The sequence below is a fragment of the Atopobium minutum 10063974 genome (assembly GCF_000364325.1).
Lineage (GTDB): Bacteria > Actinomycetota > Coriobacteriia > Coriobacteriales > Atopobiaceae > Atopobium > Atopobium minutum.
This window is the reverse complement of sequence record NZ_KB822533.1, coordinates 736,449-753,595: the sequence shown is the minus strand read 5'-3', so window position 1 is coordinate 753,595 and position 17,147 is coordinate 736,449. Positions and strand designations below refer to the sequence as shown.

Annotated in this window: 14 protein-coding genes and 1 pseudogene; 6 read left to right on the top strand and 9 right to left on the bottom strand. The window is 48.1% G+C overall.

Annotation, left to right across the window (positions count from 1 at the left end; all coding sequences use genetic code 11):
- The first annotated feature begins 7 nt into the window (after nucleotides 1–7).
- From HMPREF1091_RS03500 to HMPREF1091_RS03490, 3 genes are all read left to right on the top strand, one after another.
- The gene (locus tag HMPREF1091_RS03500; RefSeq protein WP_002563453.1) at nucleotides 8–373 is read left to right on the top strand and encodes a hypothetical protein; all 366 of its coding nucleotides are present in this window, start codon (nucleotides 8–10) and stop codon (nucleotides 371–373) included.
- 153 nt (nucleotides 374–526) lie between these two features.
- Nucleotides 527–1,375: a thymidylate synthase gene (gene thyA, locus HMPREF1091_RS03495; RefSeq protein WP_002563452.1), complete on the top strand. Its 849-nt coding sequence runs from the start codon at nucleotides 527–529 to the stop codon at nucleotides 1,373–1,375.
- Between the two features lie 2 nt (nucleotides 1,376–1,377).
- Nucleotides 1,378–1,956, top strand: coding sequence for a dihydrofolate reductase (locus HMPREF1091_RS03490; RefSeq protein ID WP_002563451.1), 579 nt, complete (start codon nucleotides 1,378–1,380; stop codon nucleotides 1,954–1,956).
- Here the strand turns inward: HMPREF1091_RS03490 and HMPREF1091_RS03485 are convergent.
- The 5 genes from HMPREF1091_RS03485 to thrS form a co-directional block, all read right to left on the bottom strand.
- Nucleotides 1,914–2,513 carry a hypothetical protein gene (locus HMPREF1091_RS03485; protein WP_002563450.1) on the bottom strand — a complete coding sequence of 200 codons (600 nt, stop codon included), beginning with the start codon at nucleotides 2,511–2,513 and terminating at the stop codon, nucleotides 1,914–1,916. The genes HMPREF1091_RS03490 and HMPREF1091_RS03485 overlap by 43 nt on opposite strands.
- Nucleotides 2,514–2,687: 174 nt before the next feature.
- A complete protein-coding gene (locus tag HMPREF1091_RS03480) occupies nucleotides 2,688–3,446 on the bottom strand; it encodes an aminoglycoside phosphotransferase family protein (RefSeq protein WP_002563449.1) in 759 nt (252 codons plus the stop codon).
- A 53-nt stretch (nucleotides 3,447–3,499) separates the two neighbouring features.
- The gene (gene adhE / locus HMPREF1091_RS03475; protein ID WP_002563448.1) at nucleotides 3,500–6,118 is read right to left on the bottom strand and encodes a bifunctional acetaldehyde-CoA/alcohol dehydrogenase; all 2,619 of its coding nucleotides are present in this window, start codon (nucleotides 6,116–6,118) and stop codon (nucleotides 3,500–3,502) included.
- Nucleotides 6,119–6,316: 198 nt separating this feature from the next.
- On the bottom strand, nucleotides 6,317–7,009 hold the full coding sequence (locus tag HMPREF1091_RS03470; protein WP_002563447.1) for a PLP-dependent transferase: 693 nt from the start codon (nucleotides 7,007–7,009) through the stop codon (nucleotides 6,317–6,319).
- On the bottom strand, nucleotides 7,009–8,772 hold the full coding sequence (gene thrS, locus HMPREF1091_RS03465) for a threonine--tRNA ligase (RefSeq protein ID WP_002563446.1): 1,764 nt from the start codon (nucleotides 8,770–8,772) through the stop codon (nucleotides 7,009–7,011). The genes HMPREF1091_RS03470 and thrS overlap by 1 nt, the downstream gene beginning before the upstream one ends.
- 566 nt (nucleotides 8,773–9,338) lie before the next feature.
- On the opposite strand from thrS, the gene HMPREF1091_RS03460 reads away from it, so the two are divergent.
- The 3 genes from HMPREF1091_RS03460 (at nucleotide 9,339) to HMPREF1091_RS03450 (ending at nucleotide 11,666) form a co-directional block, all read left to right on the top strand.
- Nucleotides 9,339–10,085 carry a methionine ABC transporter ATP-binding protein gene (locus HMPREF1091_RS03460; RefSeq protein ID WP_002563445.1) on the top strand — a complete coding sequence of 249 codons (747 nt, stop codon included), beginning with the start codon at nucleotides 9,339–9,341 and terminating at the stop codon, nucleotides 10,083–10,085.
- Nucleotides 10,078–10,752 (top strand): methionine ABC transporter permease, encoded by a 675-nt coding sequence (locus HMPREF1091_RS03455; RefSeq protein WP_002563444.1) that lies wholly within the window; start codon nucleotides 10,078–10,080, stop codon nucleotides 10,750–10,752. The genes HMPREF1091_RS03460 and HMPREF1091_RS03455 overlap by 8 nt, the downstream gene beginning before the upstream one ends.
- 80 nt (nucleotides 10,753–10,832) lie before the next feature.
- Nucleotides 10,833–11,666, top strand: a complete 834-nt coding sequence (locus HMPREF1091_RS03450; protein WP_002563443.1) for a MetQ/NlpA family ABC transporter substrate-binding protein — start codon at nucleotides 10,833–10,835, stop codon at nucleotides 11,664–11,666.
- Between the two features lie 128 nt (nucleotides 11,667–11,794).
- Here HMPREF1091_RS03450 and HMPREF1091_RS03445 read toward each other — a convergent pair whose 3' ends face one another.
- The 4 genes and pseudogenes from HMPREF1091_RS03445 to HMPREF1091_RS03435 form a co-directional block, all read right to left on the bottom strand.
- Nucleotides 11,795–13,555 carry a 1-deoxy-D-xylulose-5-phosphate synthase gene (locus tag HMPREF1091_RS03445; RefSeq protein ID WP_002563442.1) on the bottom strand — a complete coding sequence of 587 codons (1,761 nt, stop codon included), beginning with the start codon at nucleotides 13,553–13,555 and terminating at the stop codon, nucleotides 11,795–11,797.
- Nucleotides 13,556–13,758: 203 nt separating this feature from the next.
- Nucleotides 13,759–13,875: an LPXTG cell wall anchor domain-containing protein gene (locus HMPREF1091_RS08510; RefSeq protein WP_255345459.1), complete on the bottom strand. Its 117-nt coding sequence runs from the start codon at nucleotides 13,873–13,875 to the stop codon at nucleotides 13,759–13,761.
- Nucleotides 13,876–13,911: 36 nt separating this feature from the next.
- Nucleotides 13,912–14,613: pseudogene (locus HMPREF1091_RS03440) on the bottom strand (SpaA isopeptide-forming pilin-related protein); the annotation flags it as partial.
- A gap of 18 nt (nucleotides 14,614–14,631) precedes the next feature.
- Nucleotides 14,632–16,944 (bottom strand): MSCRAMM family protein, encoded by a 2,313-nt coding sequence (locus tag HMPREF1091_RS03435; RefSeq protein WP_002563440.1) that lies wholly within the window; start codon nucleotides 16,942–16,944, stop codon nucleotides 14,632–14,634.
- Nucleotides 16,945–17,147: the final 203 nt, after the last annotated feature.

Here is a 17,147-nt window from a genome sequence, read left to right as displayed (position 1 = left end):
GTAAGCCATGACTACAACACCAGATATTCCTCAGTCTCAGGATACAGATACTCCGATCATTGAGTCCGCAAGCGCAACCACGTCCAACAAGAAAAACCCTGCTGGCAATACCATCTACATAGTCTTTATCGCTATCGTACTTGTGCTTGCCTTGGGTAGCTACCAGGCAGCCCAAAGAATCTCTCAGAGCCTTCAGCGCTTTGTCAGCAGTCTTTCTCGAGAAGAGCTTGTGCAGCTTGATAAGGAATTTAGAAGAGAATTATCTGAAGACCGCCTCTCTGATGATGACTATACAAGCTATCGTGATCGCAAAACTATCGATAAGTTCTTGGATAACAGCGACGTAAGCACCACTTCTTACAAGCTTTCATAACTTCATACAGACAGCTTGTGTGCAAAACAGCGCGCACTGGCAGCACTCACAAAGAGCAACACCCACAAAGCATGCTTAACCAGAACTGCTGGCGCATGCTTTGTGCACACCAGTCATCTTTACCACTCGCCCCTACCGCTGAAAGGAGTTCACATGAGTAAAGCAGACGATCTGTTTATCGCTCTGTGCTCTGACATCATAGAACATGGCACTACAACGCAAGGCCAGCTCGTGCGCCCCCACTGGGAAGACGGCACCCCTGCGTATACCATTAAGAAATTTGGCGTTTGTAACCGCTATGATTTGCGCGAGGAGTTTCCCGCTCCCACCTTACGCCGCTGCGCACTCAAGAGCGCTATGGATGAGATCTTGTGGATCTATCAGCGCAAATCCAATAATATTCACGATCTTAACTCCCACATTTGGGATGAATGGGCCAATGAAGATGGCTCCATTGGCAAGGCTTATGGCTATCAGATTGCTCAGAAAAGTCATTACCCTCAGGGCGATATGGATCAGATGGATAAGGTACTCTACGATCTTGAGCACACACCGTATTCTCGTCGTATCATGACCAATATGTATACCTTTGCCGATTTATCTGAGATGAACCTGTATCCTTGCGCATATTCAGTTACCTATAATGTCACACAGGCGGAAGGTGACGAGAAACCCACGCTCAACATGCTGCTTATGCAGCGCAGCCAAGACATTTTGGCAGCTAATAACTGGAATGTATGCCAATATGCCATCTTGCTTATGATGGTTGCTCAATCCGTTAACATGATTGCAGGCGAGCTTGTACACATCATTAGTGACGCGCACATTTATGACCGCCACATAGACATCATCAAAGAGCTCATTACGCGTCCCACCTACCCTGCGCCATCCGTGCGCCTTAATCCTGAAGTCACCAATTTTTATGACTTCACGACAGGCGATCTGATCGTCGAAAACTATCAGCATGGCCCACAGGTCAAAAACATCCCCATTGCGGTGTAATCATGCGTGCCATTGTAGCTGTTACCAGCAATTGGGCCATTGGCTGTAAGGGTCGTTTGCTCATTGACAACAAGGCGGACATGCAGCATTTTGTGCGACATACCCGTGGTGGCACCGTTATCATGGGACGCACAACGCTGGAAAGCTTCCCCGGCGCACGTCCCCTACCCAAGCGACGCAACATTGTGCTCACTCGCAACACCGGCTGGTCTTGTGTGGGAGTAGAAGTTGTCCACAGTGTCTCTGAGGCGCTCGATGCAGTGGCTACCGACAATCCCAATGAGGTATGGTGCATTGGTGGCATGAGCGTGTACGAACAAATGCTGCCGCATTGCTCAGACGTTATTGTGACCAAACATGATTGCATCCGTGATGCAGATGCCTATTTTCCCAATCTGGATACTAACCCGCACTGGCAGCTTGTTGCTACACAGAAAGGCGGCGTAACTCCAGACGGTATTACATTTGATTTTGTACAGTATCACCGTGTTCAGCACATCGGGCTAAAAGCTGCAGTGCTTACAGATCTACTTCCTTATCAGAGAACAACCATGCTGTCATACAATTCAGTAAGGCTATGAATCGCCCAGCTGCCATCCTTCTTATCAACGGTAATAACTACATCAGACTCTTTGGTCTCTAAATCAGAAGCATTAAAGCTACTGTCTAAGCTGCTCTTTATTCCTTTAGTAATAGCATTGGAATCTTCATTCATAATAGCGCTTGTGCCCTCTTTGGTCTGGGCCCACTCTGTAAACTCTGTTTCAAACTTTTGCAAAGCAGTTGCAAAATCAACATTAGAAACATGGACCGTAACCATGGCCTTATCGCCATCGATTTTTATATCACCAATCTTGTACTTGAAGTTCTTAAACGCTGCAGACAAAATTTCTTTGCCTACATCCTTACCATCAAGACCCATCCCAGACATATTGTCTAGCTTGGCGTCAGAAAGAAGCTCATCTACGACAGATTCATCCAGTGCCATAGCACTATCATAGGTTTTGCCCACAAGCGTAGTGATCTCTTGCTTGTTTTTATCAGCGTCCCCGCCCTTACAGGCAGCCAGACCAGCTACCATACCGCATGCAAGTACCAGCGTTAAAACAGTCGTGAACAAAGGATGAACCTTGCGCATACTACCCCCCCTCTAACAGATGGATAACAACAAAGTAGAAGCTTATTTGCTACCTTACTCGGAAGAAGCGTACCATGCACCTTAAGAAAAAAACGGAGCTGCCACAAGGCAACTCCGTTCAACGTAGCTTATTTAAGGCTGAAAGGTTTCTTTATACTGTGCTAGCAAATGATATTACTGCCAATCAGCTACATCAATCCAAGACAGCAAGGCCTGTTCATGCTCCTTATGGCCGCGCGCAAGCTCGGCTGCAGCAACAATGGGAAGCCAACGATACACCACTTGCTTAGCCAGATCAGCGCGGTCGCAGTACATCTCCAAATAGGCGTCTGCAAGCTTTTGATCCTCAAACGAGAAAAGCATGTAGCTCATGGCTACGTCTGCTGCAGGTGCGCCCTGCGTAGCGTGAGCCCAGTCTACAACCGTGCAGCTTCCATCTTCTTGTACCAATACATTAGTGGGATTAAAGTCACCGTGGCAGATCTTCTCTTCTACCTTCATGCCATCCAAGCGCACCAACAGATCATAGCGTGTTGTAGCATTAATGCAGGACAAAGAGTTAATCATACGAGCAAACTTATCCCTCTGACGAGGCAGCAACGCAGCTGCGTGGCTTTGAATATCCAGCTGCAGCTCAACAAAGTTGCTCAAATACTCTGCAAGTTTAGTGGGATTCTCGTCCATAAGCGTAGAAAGCATAGTTCCCTCTACGCGCTGGGTCTTGAGCGCCCAACCATCATCCAAAGCAGAAACTTCAATAAACTGAGGAGCCTTAACACCTGCCTCATACACACGAGTGAGGTTAAGGGCCTCGTTTAGTACATCGGAAGCAGGCTTACTGCTGTTAAATGCCTTAACAATACTGTCACCGCAGTCCCATACAACCTTATTACCACGACGAACGATCTCTTGCTTGTTGTTAGAGAGTTCCATAGCGGCACATCCTTACTTAGAAGAAATACTTATACACTAAAACCCTAAACCAATTAGTCCTCGTACGTAGTTGCTTCGCGACCATAGTATGCATCCATATACAGGCTGGCGATCTCAGAAATCAAAGGATATCGGGGATTGGCGCCGGTGCACTGATCATTAAATGCCTGCTCTGCCATGTCATCCAGGGTATCAAGGAAGTACTTCTCATCTACGTTGTACTCGGCAATGGTGCGCTTAACACCTACATGATCAAACAGGTCATAGATCTTCTCTATGAACTTCTCAAAGACCTCCTGGTCATCCTTGCCAGTTACGCCACAGAAGCGTGCGGCCTCAGCATAGCGAGCCAGAGTCTTGGGGTGGTCATACTGAGGGAAGGTGCCCATCTTAGCGGGGCGCTCAGCAGAGTTGTAGCGCATAACGCGTGGCAAGATTACCGCATTGGCCAGACCATGAGGAATGTGGTGGAAAGCACCCAGCTTGTGAGCCATGGAGTGGTTTACACCCAAGAAGGCGTTTGCAAAGGCAAGACCGCCCAAGCAAGAAGCATTGGCCATGTGATCGCGGGCCTCAACATCATTGGGGTTATCGTATGCGCGCGGTAGGTACTCAAAGACCAGCTTCATGCCGCGCAAAGCCATGCCATCGGTATAGTCAGAAGCCATAACAGAGACAAAAGACTCAAGGCAGTGCGTAAGAACATCAACACCAGATGCTGCGGTTAGGCCCTTGGGCTGGCTCATCATGTTATCAGTATCTACGATTGCCATGTTGGGCATGAGCTCGTAGTCCGTAATGGGCCATTTTACGCCCGTCTCTGCATCGGTAATGATGGCAAACGGCGTTACCTCGGAACCGGTACCAGAGCTTGTGGGGATAGCTACAAAGAATGCCTTCTTGCCCATCTTGGGGAACTGGTATACACGCTTGCGGATGTCCATAAAGTCCATGGACATATCCTCAAACTTCTCCTCGGGGTTTTCGTACATGGACCACATGATCTTGCCAGCGTCCATAGCAGAGCCGCCACCAATGGCGATAATGCAGTCGGGCTCAAAGGCCTTAAGCAGCTCAAGACCCTTGAGAGCATCTTGCAGCTTGGGGTCAGGAGAAATGGACCAGAAGCTGGAGTGTACAATGCCCATGGCATCCAAAGACTCCTCTACCTTCTTGGTAAAGCCACTGGTGTAGAGGAACTGATCGGTAACAATGAAGCAGCGCTTCTTGTTGTAGACGTCCTTAAGCTCCTGCAGTGCAACGGGCATGCAGCCCTTCTTGAAGTAGACCTTCTCGGGAGTACGAAGCCACAGCATGTTCTCACGCCTCTCTGCAACGGACTTGATGTTGAGCAAGTGCTGAGGGCCAACATTGCCAGAAACGGAGTTACCGCCCCAGGAGCCGCAGCCCAGCGTAAGTGAAGGAGGCATCATAAAGTTGTAGAGGTCACCAATACCGCCCTGAGACGATGGCGTATTGATAAGAATACGGCAGGTCTTCATGGCATTGCGGTGCTTCTCGAGCTTCTCGGCCTCATTGACGTTTACGTACAGCGAAGAGGTGTGACCATAGCCACCATCTGCTACCAGGCGCTCTGCCTTGGCAAGCGCATCATCAAAACTCTTAGCCTTATACATGCCTAAAACAGGAGAGAGCTTCTCATGGGCCATTTCCTCGGAAGGATCAACGGAAGTTACCTCACCGATCAAGATCTTGGTGGACTTGGGTACCTCTACCCCAGCAATCTGAGCAATGGTATATGCGGACTGACCAACAATCTTAGCGTTTACGCCGCCGTTGATAATAACGGTCTTGCGGACCTTATCCAGCTCAGCACCCTTAAGGAAGTAGCAACCACGACGCTTAAACTCAGCCTTTGCCTCGTCGTAGACGTCCTCCACGATGGTAACGGACTGCTCGGAAGCACAGATCATACCGTTATCGAAGGTCTTAGAGTGAATGATGGAGTTTACAGCCAGTTTGATGTCTGCTGTGCTATCGATAATAGCGGGCGTGTTGCCAGGTCCTACACCCAAAGCAGGCTTGCCAGAAGAGTATGCCGCAGCAACCATACCAGGGCCACCTGTTGCCAAAATCATATCTGCCGAGCTCATAAGGGTGTTCGTAAGCTCAAGAGAAGGAACATCAATCCAGTCAATAATGCCCTTGGGTGCACCGGCCGTCTCTGCAGCCTCGCGCACAATCTTGGCAGCGGCAATGGTGCAGCCTTTAGCACGAGGATGAGGAGAAATCAAAATAGCATTACGTGTTTTAAGACAGATAAGCGCCTTAAAGATAGCGGTAGAGGTTGGGTTGGTAGTAGGAATAACCGCTGCCACAACACCCAGAGGTTCCGCTACCTTCTTGTAACCAAAAGCAGGGTCATCCTCAATGACCCCACAGGTTTTCATGTTCTTGTATTTGTTATAGATGTACTCAGAAGCATAGTGGTTCTTAATAACCTTATCTTCCACAATGCCCATGCCGGTTTCCTCTACCGCAAGCTTAGCAAGAGGAATACGAGCCTTGTTTGCCGCAAGAGAGGCCTCGTAAAAAATCTTATCTACTTGCTCTTGGGAAAACGTTGCAAACTCCGCTTGCGCTTTGCGCATTGATGCGAGTCGCTCGGTAAGCGCATCTACACTATCAATGAGCGGCAGTGCTTTAGTCATGTTTTACCTCCAGGGTATCCAGTGACTTACTTGAGCTTATTGCTATCCTCTTAATGATACAAAATCCGCTTACCGAAAAGTTGGACTTTTAGCCATTTTTATAAGAAATTAAGCCATCTACCTGCAGGTTGACTAGTGTATTATGGTCAATTTATTTGAGGTTGACCATGAAAGGAAGGTCATTATCGTCATACGTATTTAATTGATTGTAAGCATATGCTCAAACTCAAGTACCTGAGAAGCCCAGTCCTCCAACTGCGCATAGAATGAATGCCAGTCTTCACAACCCTTGAGCTGCCAATCAATACGCGCACCAAAACCTGCTTCAAAGATCTGTGATGCAAGTTTATACGATGGATCTGTTGTGAGTCCAGGCCAGCGTACTTCAGCAATTTTGGGATGACAGCGCAGGTACGAGGCAACAATATGAGCTACGTCACTGAGCTTACGCCACTGCTCGCAAGCAGTATTCTGATAGACGCTCAGCTCATCTGAGGACAGCCGAGAACAGCCGACAGCTTCAAGCTGGGGACAAAGCTCCAAGCCCTCCCCCGCCAACAATACGAGGGCCTGCGCGGTGTTTTGCGTTACTGCATCTGGTGTTGCCACATCCTTCATTGCCGTATCTTGCGTTGCTGCATCTGGCATTGCCACCACAACTACATCGGCACCCAAACGCAAGGCAGGTACCCCGGTAAGAGCACCAAAACCTAGATCCCGCAGATCATAGCAGGCAAGCTCTTCTCGCTCGTGAACCGCGGCAATGGTGGAACGCACGTCTACACAACAAAGAGGCAAGCCCTCCACAACCGTGCAGGCGCACAGCCGGGGGGCTTGCAAGAACTGTGTTACAGCTAATGGAGCTGCTTTATAAGCGCGAAAGTGATTCATTAACGACGCTCAGAAATCTCTTCCTTAAGAGCAGCAATAAACTCATCAAGTGATGTCTGATGGGTCTCATTGGAACGATCGCGGACAGAGATATTGCCAGCCTCGACTTCCTTCTCACCCAAAATGAGCATATACGGAACACGGTCAAGAGAGCGGGCCTCACGGATCTTGTAGCCAATCTTCTCATCGCGATTGTCCACCTTAACACGCACGCCAGCAGCGCGAAGCTTGGAAGCAACCTCATTGGCGTAGCTGCGGGTCTTCTCGGAAACGGGAAGCACCTTAACCTGCAGAGGAGACAGCCAGGTTGGGAATTTGCCTGCATACTGCTCAATAAGCATGCCAATAAAGCGCTCAAAGGAGCCAAAACCGGCACGGTGGATCATGATGGGACGCTGCTTGGAGCCATCAGATGCGGTGTACTCCAGCTCAAAGCGCTCGGGCAGCTGGAAGTCCAGCTGAATGGTGCCGCACTGCCAGGTACGACCAAGACAATCCTGCAGATGGAAGTCGATCTTGGGACCATAAAAAGCGCCGTCACCCTCATTTACCGTATATTCAACACCCATGGAATCCAAGGCATCACGCAAACCCTGCTCTGCGCGCTCCCAGTCCTCATCAGAACCCATAGAGTCCTCGGGACGGGTGGACAGCTCAATGCGATACGGGAAACCAAATTGAGTATAGTAGGCGGTAATCAGGTGAGCCGTATCCGTTACCTGCTCGGTAATCTGATCCGGCATAATAAACAGGTGGGCATCATCCTGCGTAAACTCGCGCACGCGGAACAGACCGTGCAGCGCACCCTTGAGCTCATGGCGGTGATCTAAACCTGCCTCTGCAAGCTTAAGGGGCAGATCACGATAGCTACGTGGACGATTTTTGTACACCAAACACGCACCGGGGCAGTTCATGGGCTTGATGGCAAAGTCCTCGTCATCAATGGTGGTGGTGTACATGTTGTCCTTGTAGTGATCCCAGTGACCAGAGGTCTCCCACAGCGTACGGGACAAGATAATGGGCGTCTGAACCTGCTCGTAGCCATAGGCGTCTTGCATCTCTTGCCAGTACTGCATAAGAGCATTGCGCACGCGCATACCATTGGGAAGCCAGAAGGGAAAACCAGGACCAGACTCGGACATCATAAACAGGTCCATCTCGCGACCAATCTTGCGGTGGTCACGCTTCTCTGCCTCGGCGAGAAGTTCCTCATACTGGGCAAGCTCTTCTTTGGTGCGGAACGCTACACCATTGATGCGCGTAAGCATCTTGTTGTCCTTATCGCCCTTCCAGTATGCACCAGACACACCCGTAAGCTTAAACGCCTTGAGAGCCTTGGTATACATAATGTGAGGGCCAACGCACATGTCTATGTACTCACCCTGCTTGTAAAAGGTAATACGAGCGTCCTGGGGCAGATCATCTATGTGCTCTACCTTGTACGTCTCGCCACGCTCCTGCATGTGAGCAATGGCCTCTTGGCGGGGCAGCTCGTAGGTTTCAAACTTGAGGTTTTCCTTGCAGATCTTGCGCATCTGATCTTCAATAGCAGGAAAATCATCCTCAGAAATCTTTACGCCCTCCGGCAGATCAATATCGTAATAAAAGCCATTATCCGTAGCAGGACCATAGCCAAACTTTGCCTCAGGATACAAACGCTTTATTGCCATAGCCAAAATATGAGAAGCAGAGTGACGCAAAACTTGCAGCTCTTCATCCTCGCTAATCTCTGCTACGTGACCGTCGTTAAACAATGCCTTCATGAATATGTCCTTCTTATCTCAATGATTTTCTCAAACTCGCATCAACGCAAAACAAAACGCTCCACGCAAACGCGTAAGAGCAAAATAGGGCGCCTGTCCAGAGCACATACGGCCTTGTAGGAGACAGACGCCTACATAGTCTGAGTTTGAGTAATGGTTGCAGACAAAAGCCTGGACCTGTGCATAACGAGAAAACCTTCCTGTTGCGTATATACAGGTTTTACCACATATAGGGTCCCACCGAGCCTCATATATGCAAGTTTAATCACTGTTTACAAAGCATACCTATATTTGTTATCGATAAAACCGATAACTCGTTGGCATATATTACTAGCACACTAACGCTTGTTTATGCTGATGTATCTCTTTATAGTAGAGCGCATGAAAAATTTTACGACATATTCCCCGCAGATATTTGCTCCGATGCAGATGCTCAAGCCCGAGCACCTTATCGTTTTGAGCGAAAGCTTGGTGCTTGGGCGTTATTGTTAGCTTGCTCCACGCGGTAGTGGAGCGGCTTGGTTTGTTGTCGTACACGCTTGCTACCCTTGAAAGCAATCCGATACATGATTCATATTTCTCATTTAACTAAAACCTTTGAAAGCGCATCCGATGTGCATGCCCTTAAAGATGTCTCGCTCGACATTAGCGACGGAGATATTTTTGGCATCATTGGTATTAGTGGTGCTGGTAAATCAACGCTCGTGCGTTGCCTTAATATGCTCGAACGTCCTACTTCTGGATCCATTGAGGTAGACGGCATTGAGGTGTGCAAGCTCAAGGGACGCGAGCTGCATGAATACCGCCGTCGGGTTGCCATGATTTTTCAAGCTTTTGGCTTGCTGGCTCAAAAAACGGTATTGGACAACGTCTGTTTTCCCTTTTTAGCAAGCAAGGGCACGGTAAGCGCACAGGACAAACAAACCGCACAGGACCTGTTAGCACGGGTTGGTCTCGCTTCCAAAGCAAACGCCTACCCCGCACAGCTGTCTGGTGGTCAACAGCAGCGCGTAGCCATTGCACGAGCCTTGGCATGCAATCCGGAGTACATCTTGTGTGACGAGGCAACCAGCGCACTGGACCCCGCTTCCACCGCTTCTGTCTTGGATCTGCTCAAGACCATCAATAAAGAAACGGGAGTAACCATCATTATTATTACGCACTCCATGGACGTGGTTCGTAGCACCTGTAACAACGTCGCAGTGCTTTGCCATGGTGAAATTGTCGAGAAGGGCAACGTAGAGCAGGTATTTGCTCATCCATCACACAAGATTACAAAGCAGCTTTTAGGCGTGGAGGACTGGCATGAGTAACATCACTTCTTTTTTTGATGCCTACGCAGAACTTATCGGCAACGGCATTGTAGATACCTGCCTCATGCTGTTTATTTCTACTGCTATTGCCTATGTCTTTGGCTTGGTGCTTGGTGTTGTACTGCACATCACTCAGCCTGGTGGCCTTAAGCCTCATCGCGTACTTAATGCTGTGCTTGGGTGGATTATAAATATGAGCCGCTCGATACCTTTTATTATTTTGCTGGTAGCCGTTATGCCTGCGACGCGCGCATTGGTTGGCACCGCCACAGGAGTTGTGGGAGTTATTCCTCCCCTGGTACTTTCTACCACACCCTTTGTAGCTCGTATGATTGAGCAAAGCCTGGCAGAAGTGGACCAATCCGCCATTGAGGCAGCTCTTGCTTGTGGTGCTTCGGTTCCTCGCATTGTCATAAGCGCGCTTTTGCCCGAAGCCTTACCCTCTATTGTACGTGGTGTCTCCATCACCTTGATTGCAGTGCTGGGCTACACCACCATTGCAGGTGCGGTAGGAGCAGGCGGTCTTGGAGACATTGCTATTAGGTACGGCTACTACCGCTACGAAGACAACATTATGTTTGTAACCATCGTTTTTATGGTGGTACTTGTTCAAGTCATTCAGTCTACCTGTGATTTTATCGCTAATAAAATCGACCATCGTAAATAGTTTTTGTTCAGTTTGTCCCAGTTTGTCCCATCACATTATTTCATGTACCAATGTTTACCAACTCACCTAAGGAGTATCCCATGATTTCTCGTCGTAACTTTATTGCCTCTGCCGCTGCACTTATTGCTACTGGTGCCCTCAGCGCTTGTTCTGGTGGTACTGCAGGCGGTGGTTCCAGCAGCAAAAAGACACTTACTGTTGCCGCCAGCCCTTCTCCTCATGCAGAGATTCTGAACAAGTTTGCCAAGGACAAGCTCGCACAAAAAGACATTGAGCTTACGGTTAAGGAATACACGGACTACATCATTCCAAACCAGGTGACCACCTCTGGTGAGGTAGATGCTAACTACTTCCAACACATCAATTATCTGAACAACTACAACAAGCAAAATGGCACTGATTTAGTGGGCGTAGCTGCCATCCACTATGAGCCCATGGGCATCTATGCAGGCAAGTCTAAGGATCTCAAGGACATTGCTTCTGGCGCTCAGATTGCTGTTCCCAATGACCCCACCAATGAGGGACGCGCCTTTTTACTGTTGGCTCAAGAGGGGCTTATCACGCTTAAGGACCCCGACAACCTAGAGGCAACTCCTGGCGATGTGGCAGACAACCCTCACAGCATTAAGTTTGTAGAAGTAGAGGCAGCAGCGGTTTCACGTCAGCTGCAGGATGTTGATTTTGCAGTTATCAACGGTAACTACGCTATCGAGGCAGGGTTCCATGTTGCCGATGCTTTGGCGGTAGAGCAGTCTGATGGTAAGGCTGTTGAGCAGTACGCCAACTACATTGTTACAACACCCGCAGAAAAAGACGATGAGCGCATCAAAGCTCTGGTAGAGGTCTTGACCTCGGATGACTTTAAGGCTTATCTCAGCAAGACATACGACAAGGACGTTTTGCCTGCATTTTAGTCGTTTGAGCTTAGGACTGCTTAAGAGTCCTGCCGATAAAGGCCTGCATAAAAACTGGTGTCATCCTACGATGGCACCAGTTTTGTTTTATCGTTTTTAGCGCTGCAGTTTTTAACGCTGTAAGCAGCTTAGTTGTTTAGAACAGCCAGCACATCCTCCGTGAGCTTATCGGGAGTAATGCGCGCCTCTTCAAGCAGGTCAGAAGCCTTAAACCGGTCATAAAACGCACGTTCAAAGCCACGCACCAAAACTTTGGTTGAGCTGTTCGTACCCAAATACCCCGCTACACGCTGACCAAAGCCACCATCCACAATACCGTCTTCAATAGTAAGGATCACATCATGCGTTTGAGCCAAGGCATTCAGTGTTGCTGTATCCAGACCCGATGCAAAGAGCAGCTTGACCAATGTGGCATCAATACCAGCTGCCGCAAGTTTCTCGACAGTTTTTTGGCCAATGCCAAAGAAGTCACCAACTGCGATAAGAGCAACTTGAGAGCCCTCATGCACAAGCTCCCAAGACAGCTGGGAGTAGTCAGTGCGAATCTGCTGATCCTTAGGAGCATGAACGACCGGACCTGCGGGAACAGTGATGTATACCGGCTCGGCATCCTGCTTGATGGACCAATCCACCATGGCAAAGTATTCCTCTAGGTTAGATGGCACAAGGTGCTTTATCCCGGGAATGCTAGATACCATAGCAATGGAACTGAGATCGCAGTGAGTAACATCGTTGCCACCAAAAACAGAGCCATTAGCTGCAAGAATCGTAACAGCGCTACCGTTAATACTGATGTCTTGGAACATCTGGTCATATGCACGCTGAATAAACGTGGCAGAGCTTGCCCATACCGGATGTGCACCACCGGTTGCTGCACCAGAAATAAGAGCAGCAGCAGTCTCTTCTGCAATGCCGACATCTAGGTACTGAAGCCCCATACGCCGGCGACGCTCGGGGTTCATGCCAATCACGCCGGGCACCGCCGTACATACAACCAGTAATTTCTTATCAAACTGTGCAATTTTTTCTAGGTGATCACCCATCAGAGCACTGTAGCTCTCCCCGCTATAACTGCGCTGCTCCCCCGTTACCACGTTAAACGGGCTTGCCCAATGCCAATGCTCTGGATCTGCCTCTGCAGGGCCATAGCCTTTGCCCTTTTTAGTATTGAGATGCACCACAATAGGATGATCAATATCACGTACCGTCTCAAAAATCTCGAGAAGAGAGTCTATGGAGTTGCCATCTTCTACATAGATGTAATCCAAGCCCATAGCACGGAATATATTGTGACCATCGGTACCATGTGACTGGCGCAAGCGCGTAAACTCGTCATACATGCCACCATGATTTTCTGCAATAGACATCTGATTGTCATTAAAAATAATGATGAAGTTGGAAGTAAGCTCGCCCGCTACATTCAGGCCCTCCAGTGCTTCACCGCCAGATAAAGAGCCATCGCCAACAACGGCTATGATGTTTTCTTTACCTCCCGCAAGGTCACGAGCCTTAGCAAGACCCAGCGCAAGACTAATGGCCGTAGAGGTATGCCCTACCTCAAAGAAATCATGTTCTGACTCTTTTGGATTGGTGTAACCGGATACATCATCATAGTGATCCGGATCGAGATATGCCTGCACACGACCGGTAAGCATTTTATGCGGATACGTCTGATGCGATACGTCATACACGATTTTATCGACAGGAGAATTAAAAATACGATGCAATGCAATAGTTGCCTCGACAAAACCGAAGTTGGGGCCAAAGTGACCGCCATGCACACTGCCGCGGGTTAGTAATGCAGAGCGAATTTCTTGTGCTAGTGTAGGCAATGTTTCTTGAGGAAGATCTTTGACATCTTGGGGACCTTGAATGTTCTCAATAACCATATAAGGTTTTCCACCTTTCAAATTACCATGCCTTGTACAGATGTACAGCACTAGTCTTCCCGTATTTGTGCCCTTGCAAGCTTGTATCACAAAGACGCAACAATCTTTATGCTTTCCTTACTGTGCCAGCTACACAGAAAAGCTCCACTACCGATACGGCAGTGGAGCTTTGTACTACTTGCGCTAGTACTTATGGTTGGTACTTATGCTCTGCGCTTACGACGAAGCGTCCACGCAAGAGCAGCAAATGCCACAGATGCAAACAACATAGGAGCGATGCTGCTCGTTGTATCACCTGTCTTTGGAAGAATACCTATCACAAGTTTTGGTTTGGCGGGTATGGCAGTGTTTTTTACCTCGTAGCGAAGCAGTACCTTGTCTTTTTCTATTTTGACGGTTAGAGGCTTTTGGTCGAGCACATAGCCTTCTGGGGCTTTGGTTTCTACTATGGTGTACTCACCATAGACAACATCCTTGAAGGTATCAACACCATTGTCGTCTGTGATTTGAGTATCAACGACCTTGTCTCCTTGACGCAATTCAAACTCTGCTCCAGCAAGTTTGGTGTCTTTATCTCCAGCATCGGTCTTGGTGACGGTTACTGTGCCCTTAATCTTGGCATCAGCTACACCAACGTTTACAGTCTTGCCAGTATCGATAACCTTAGCGTCCTTAGCTGTCTGATCCAGCGCATAACCTTCTGGTACTTTGGTCTCAACTACGGTGTAATCACCATATACAACATCCTTGAAGGTGGCAACACCGTCGTCCCCTGTGGTCTGGGTGGCAATGAGCTTGTCTCCCTGACGCAACTCAAAGGTAGCGCCAGAAAGTGTCTTGCTTTGATCTTGTGCATCGGTCTTAGTAACGGTTACCGTACCCTTGATCTTGGCATCGGTGACACCAACGTTTACAGTCTTGCCGTTTTCTAAGACTTTAACGCTCTTAGCTGTTTGATCCAGCACGTAGCCTTCTGGTGCTTTGGTCTCGACAACGGTGTAGTCCCCGTATACAACATCCTTGAAGGTAGCAACACCGTTGTTATCTGTGGTTTGAGTGGCAACAACCTTGTCACCTTAACGTAGCTCAAAGGTAGCACCAGCAAGTTTGGTGTTGTCCGCGCCTGTCTTAGTGATGGTGATGGTGCCTTTGATCTTAGTGTCCGTGAAGCTCAGAGTTGCCTTTGGATTTTCAAGAGAGACACTGGCTTCAACAGCTTTGGTGTTGTCGATGGCATAACCTTCAGGGGCCTCAATCTCGGTTATGGTATAGGTTCCAGGCACAAGGCTGTCAAAGACCGCTTTACCTAGCTCATCGGTGGTGAGCGTTTTTTCTATATCCTCACCAATTTGCCTGATGGTATTTCCCTCTTCATCAAGCTCATAGGTTGCAGTCCCTTTAAGCTTAAACTTTGCACCCTTAAGAGGGGTGTGGGAATCAGTTGAGTCGGTCTTGGTAACCTCAATGCTGCCAGTACGTATGGAGTACAGAGCTGCATTCATGGTTTGGGTGGTAGCTTGAGGATTAAGAGCAAAGGTGGTAGTTGTGCCAAACGTCTCATTTTTAATGGTTGAGACATCGTTGTTAGTACCCGCTCCGTGAGCCTCACTAAAACGATGGTCATAAGGGGCTTTAAACTCAACACTATAGGTATCTGAGCGTGTATATACATCAAATGAATAGGAACCGTTTTCATCGGTAGTAGCACTAAGCGGCTGACCCTCATGATCAGTGACTTGGGCACCATCTTTGAAAAGCATTACGCTAACACCAGAAAGAGGCTTTTCTCCCTCATCTTGAATACCGTTTTTGTTGGTATCATCAAAGGCTATGCCAGATACCTTGTAGACAACAGGTCTTGAGACTGACTGCAAAGACTCAGCATAGTCTTTGTTGTTAGCAGAAATAGCAATAGAGTTTACTGCCTTTATGTCTTGGCCTTCTTTGTTTTGCACCAACGTGGTGTCAAAGGGAACCATCGCAGGGATCTTGAAGGTAACCTCTTCTTTAGATTTCAAAGACTGACCAGGCTTAAGCACAATCTTGAAGGACTTAACCTGAGAAAAATCACGTATCTGGTCTTTAGTAAGCCACTGCCCGTCGCGCACAGAGGCAAGATCTGAGCCCTGTGGGGTAAGCTGATAGGCAATCTCAAACCTATCGAGAAGCTCTTTGTTCTCTGGGACATCTTCAAGTGCACCTAAAAGCGGTGTAGCAAACTTAGAATCACGAGCAGTATATTCACCCTCTCCATTTGGAGCAATAGCATGGTCTCCTACATAGGGCAAAACGTCAATCAAGGAAACCGCACTAGAGTCTTGAACAGAATTGTTAAGGATAGTAAGGCCATAGAATAGTTTGCTGCCTAAATCTACTTCAGTTTCTGTATAGATAGGTTTGTCTACACCCACGCGAGAATAGGACAAAAGCTCAAGAGGTGGTATGAAGCTAAGCTTTGAGTGAACCTGCATGAAGTACTCATCGGTATTACCGTCGTCATCCAGATCAAGCTCATCTTTATAGTCTGTATCAACTGTGCCACGAGGCTTAATAGTGTAGCTATTGTCATTTAGTTCGATATGTCCAGCTGGATAAATGACATCGTTGTTATTGTAGAGAAGATACGTTGGGACGTCCTGCTCGCCAGGCTTAATGCCAAGTGTCGCACGAAGCTTTAGAGGTGCAGTTACCGAAAAATTGGCAGGGATTGAGCCGTATGAAACAATAACGGCATTTTTTCCAGTGCCCTTATAGTTTCTTACAAAGCTTGCCTGCACATCGTCAGGGTTAATGTGAGTATTCCTGACACTATATTTAAATAATGAATCTTCTTTATTAAGCCCTTCAAATTCATAGCCCTCTGGAAGAAGAGTAATGGTCTTGACATCTACCTGCTTAATGTCTCCGTAGAAATTTCCATTGAGACTAGAGCTATTACTATTGCCTTCATACTGTGTCGGACCTACACGCAAAGTAAACGGTGTACCACCAGCTGTATACACGACTTGCTGGCTTTGTGGCACGTTCTCATCAATAGCAGGAGCAAAAGCAGAAAGCCAGATACCTGCATTCTTATCAAAAAACTCTTGACTCTTAATTACTGAGGGATGCTCTACAGCTGGGTCGGTATTGTCGGAATACTCTGCTTGGGCACCCACCCTATACTGCTCAACACCGCCACGCTCACCAGAATCCCATTTGGCACGCTCGGTATCAGTAAGCTCTAAGTGGTTGTTGATGTAAATTGCCTGATTGTCAAGCTTGATGGGTGTTGCAAATTCAAATTGCAGCGAGACATACTTGCGCGCCGTATCGTTGACCTCAATGTATTGACCTACTTGCACATTGGTAGCAATAGTTTCTTTAGTCCCATCTGCAGTAATGCCCACCAGGGTAGCTGAACTGTTGTTAATATCCTCGTCAAGATGATTTGGTTGTCCGTAATCTGTAGTCTTTGTATGGCTCAGACGAATGCCCTTAAAATAGGTGCGCTCATCTTTGAGGGTTGAGGCGATTGACTTTATGTAATTGACCTTGCCTCCCCATTGCTGCGCAGGAGAAATGCCGTTATTGGAGTTAATGATATAGGTGG

Bases quoted from the DNA above. Each gene is read 5' to 3' on its own strand.
- HMPREF1091_RS03500 (WP_002563453.1), top strand. From the start codon at position 8: ATGACTACAACACCAGATATTCCTCAGTCTCAGGATACAGATACTCCG.
- thyA (WP_002563452.1), top strand. From the start codon at position 527: ATGAGTAAAGCAGACGATCTGTTTATCGCTCTGTGCTCTGACATCATA.
- HMPREF1091_RS03490 (WP_002563451.1), top strand. From the start codon at position 1,378: ATGCGTGCCATTGTAGCTGTTACCAGCAATTGGGCCATTGGCTGTAAG.
- HMPREF1091_RS03485 (WP_002563450.1), bottom strand. From the start codon at position 2,513: ATGCGCAAGGTTCATCCTTTGTTCACGACTGTTTTAACGCTGGTACTT.
- HMPREF1091_RS03480 (WP_002563449.1), bottom strand. From the start codon at position 3,446: ATGGAACTCTCTAACAACAAGCAAGAGATCGTTCGTCGTGGTAATAAG.
- adhE (WP_002563448.1), bottom strand. From the start codon at position 6,118: ATGACTAAAGCACTGCCGCTCATTGATAGTGTAGATGCGCTTACCGAG.
- HMPREF1091_RS03470 (WP_002563447.1), bottom strand. From the start codon at position 7,009: ATGAATCACTTTCGCGCTTATAAAGCAGCTCCATTAGCTGTAACACAG.
- thrS (WP_002563446.1), bottom strand. From the start codon at position 8,772: ATGAAGGCATTGTTTAACGACGGTCACGTAGCAGAGATTAGCGAGGAT.
- HMPREF1091_RS03460 (WP_002563445.1), top strand. From the start codon at position 9,339: ATGATTCATATTTCTCATTTAACTAAAACCTTTGAAAGCGCATCCGAT.
- HMPREF1091_RS03455 (WP_002563444.1), top strand. From the start codon at position 10,078: ATGAGTAACATCACTTCTTTTTTTGATGCCTACGCAGAACTTATCGGC.
- HMPREF1091_RS03450 (WP_002563443.1), top strand. From the start codon at position 10,833: ATGATTTCTCGTCGTAACTTTATTGCCTCTGCCGCTGCACTTATTGCT.
- HMPREF1091_RS03445 (WP_002563442.1), bottom strand. From the start codon at position 13,555: ATGGTTATTGAGAACATTCAAGGTCCCCAAGATGTCAAAGATCTTCCT.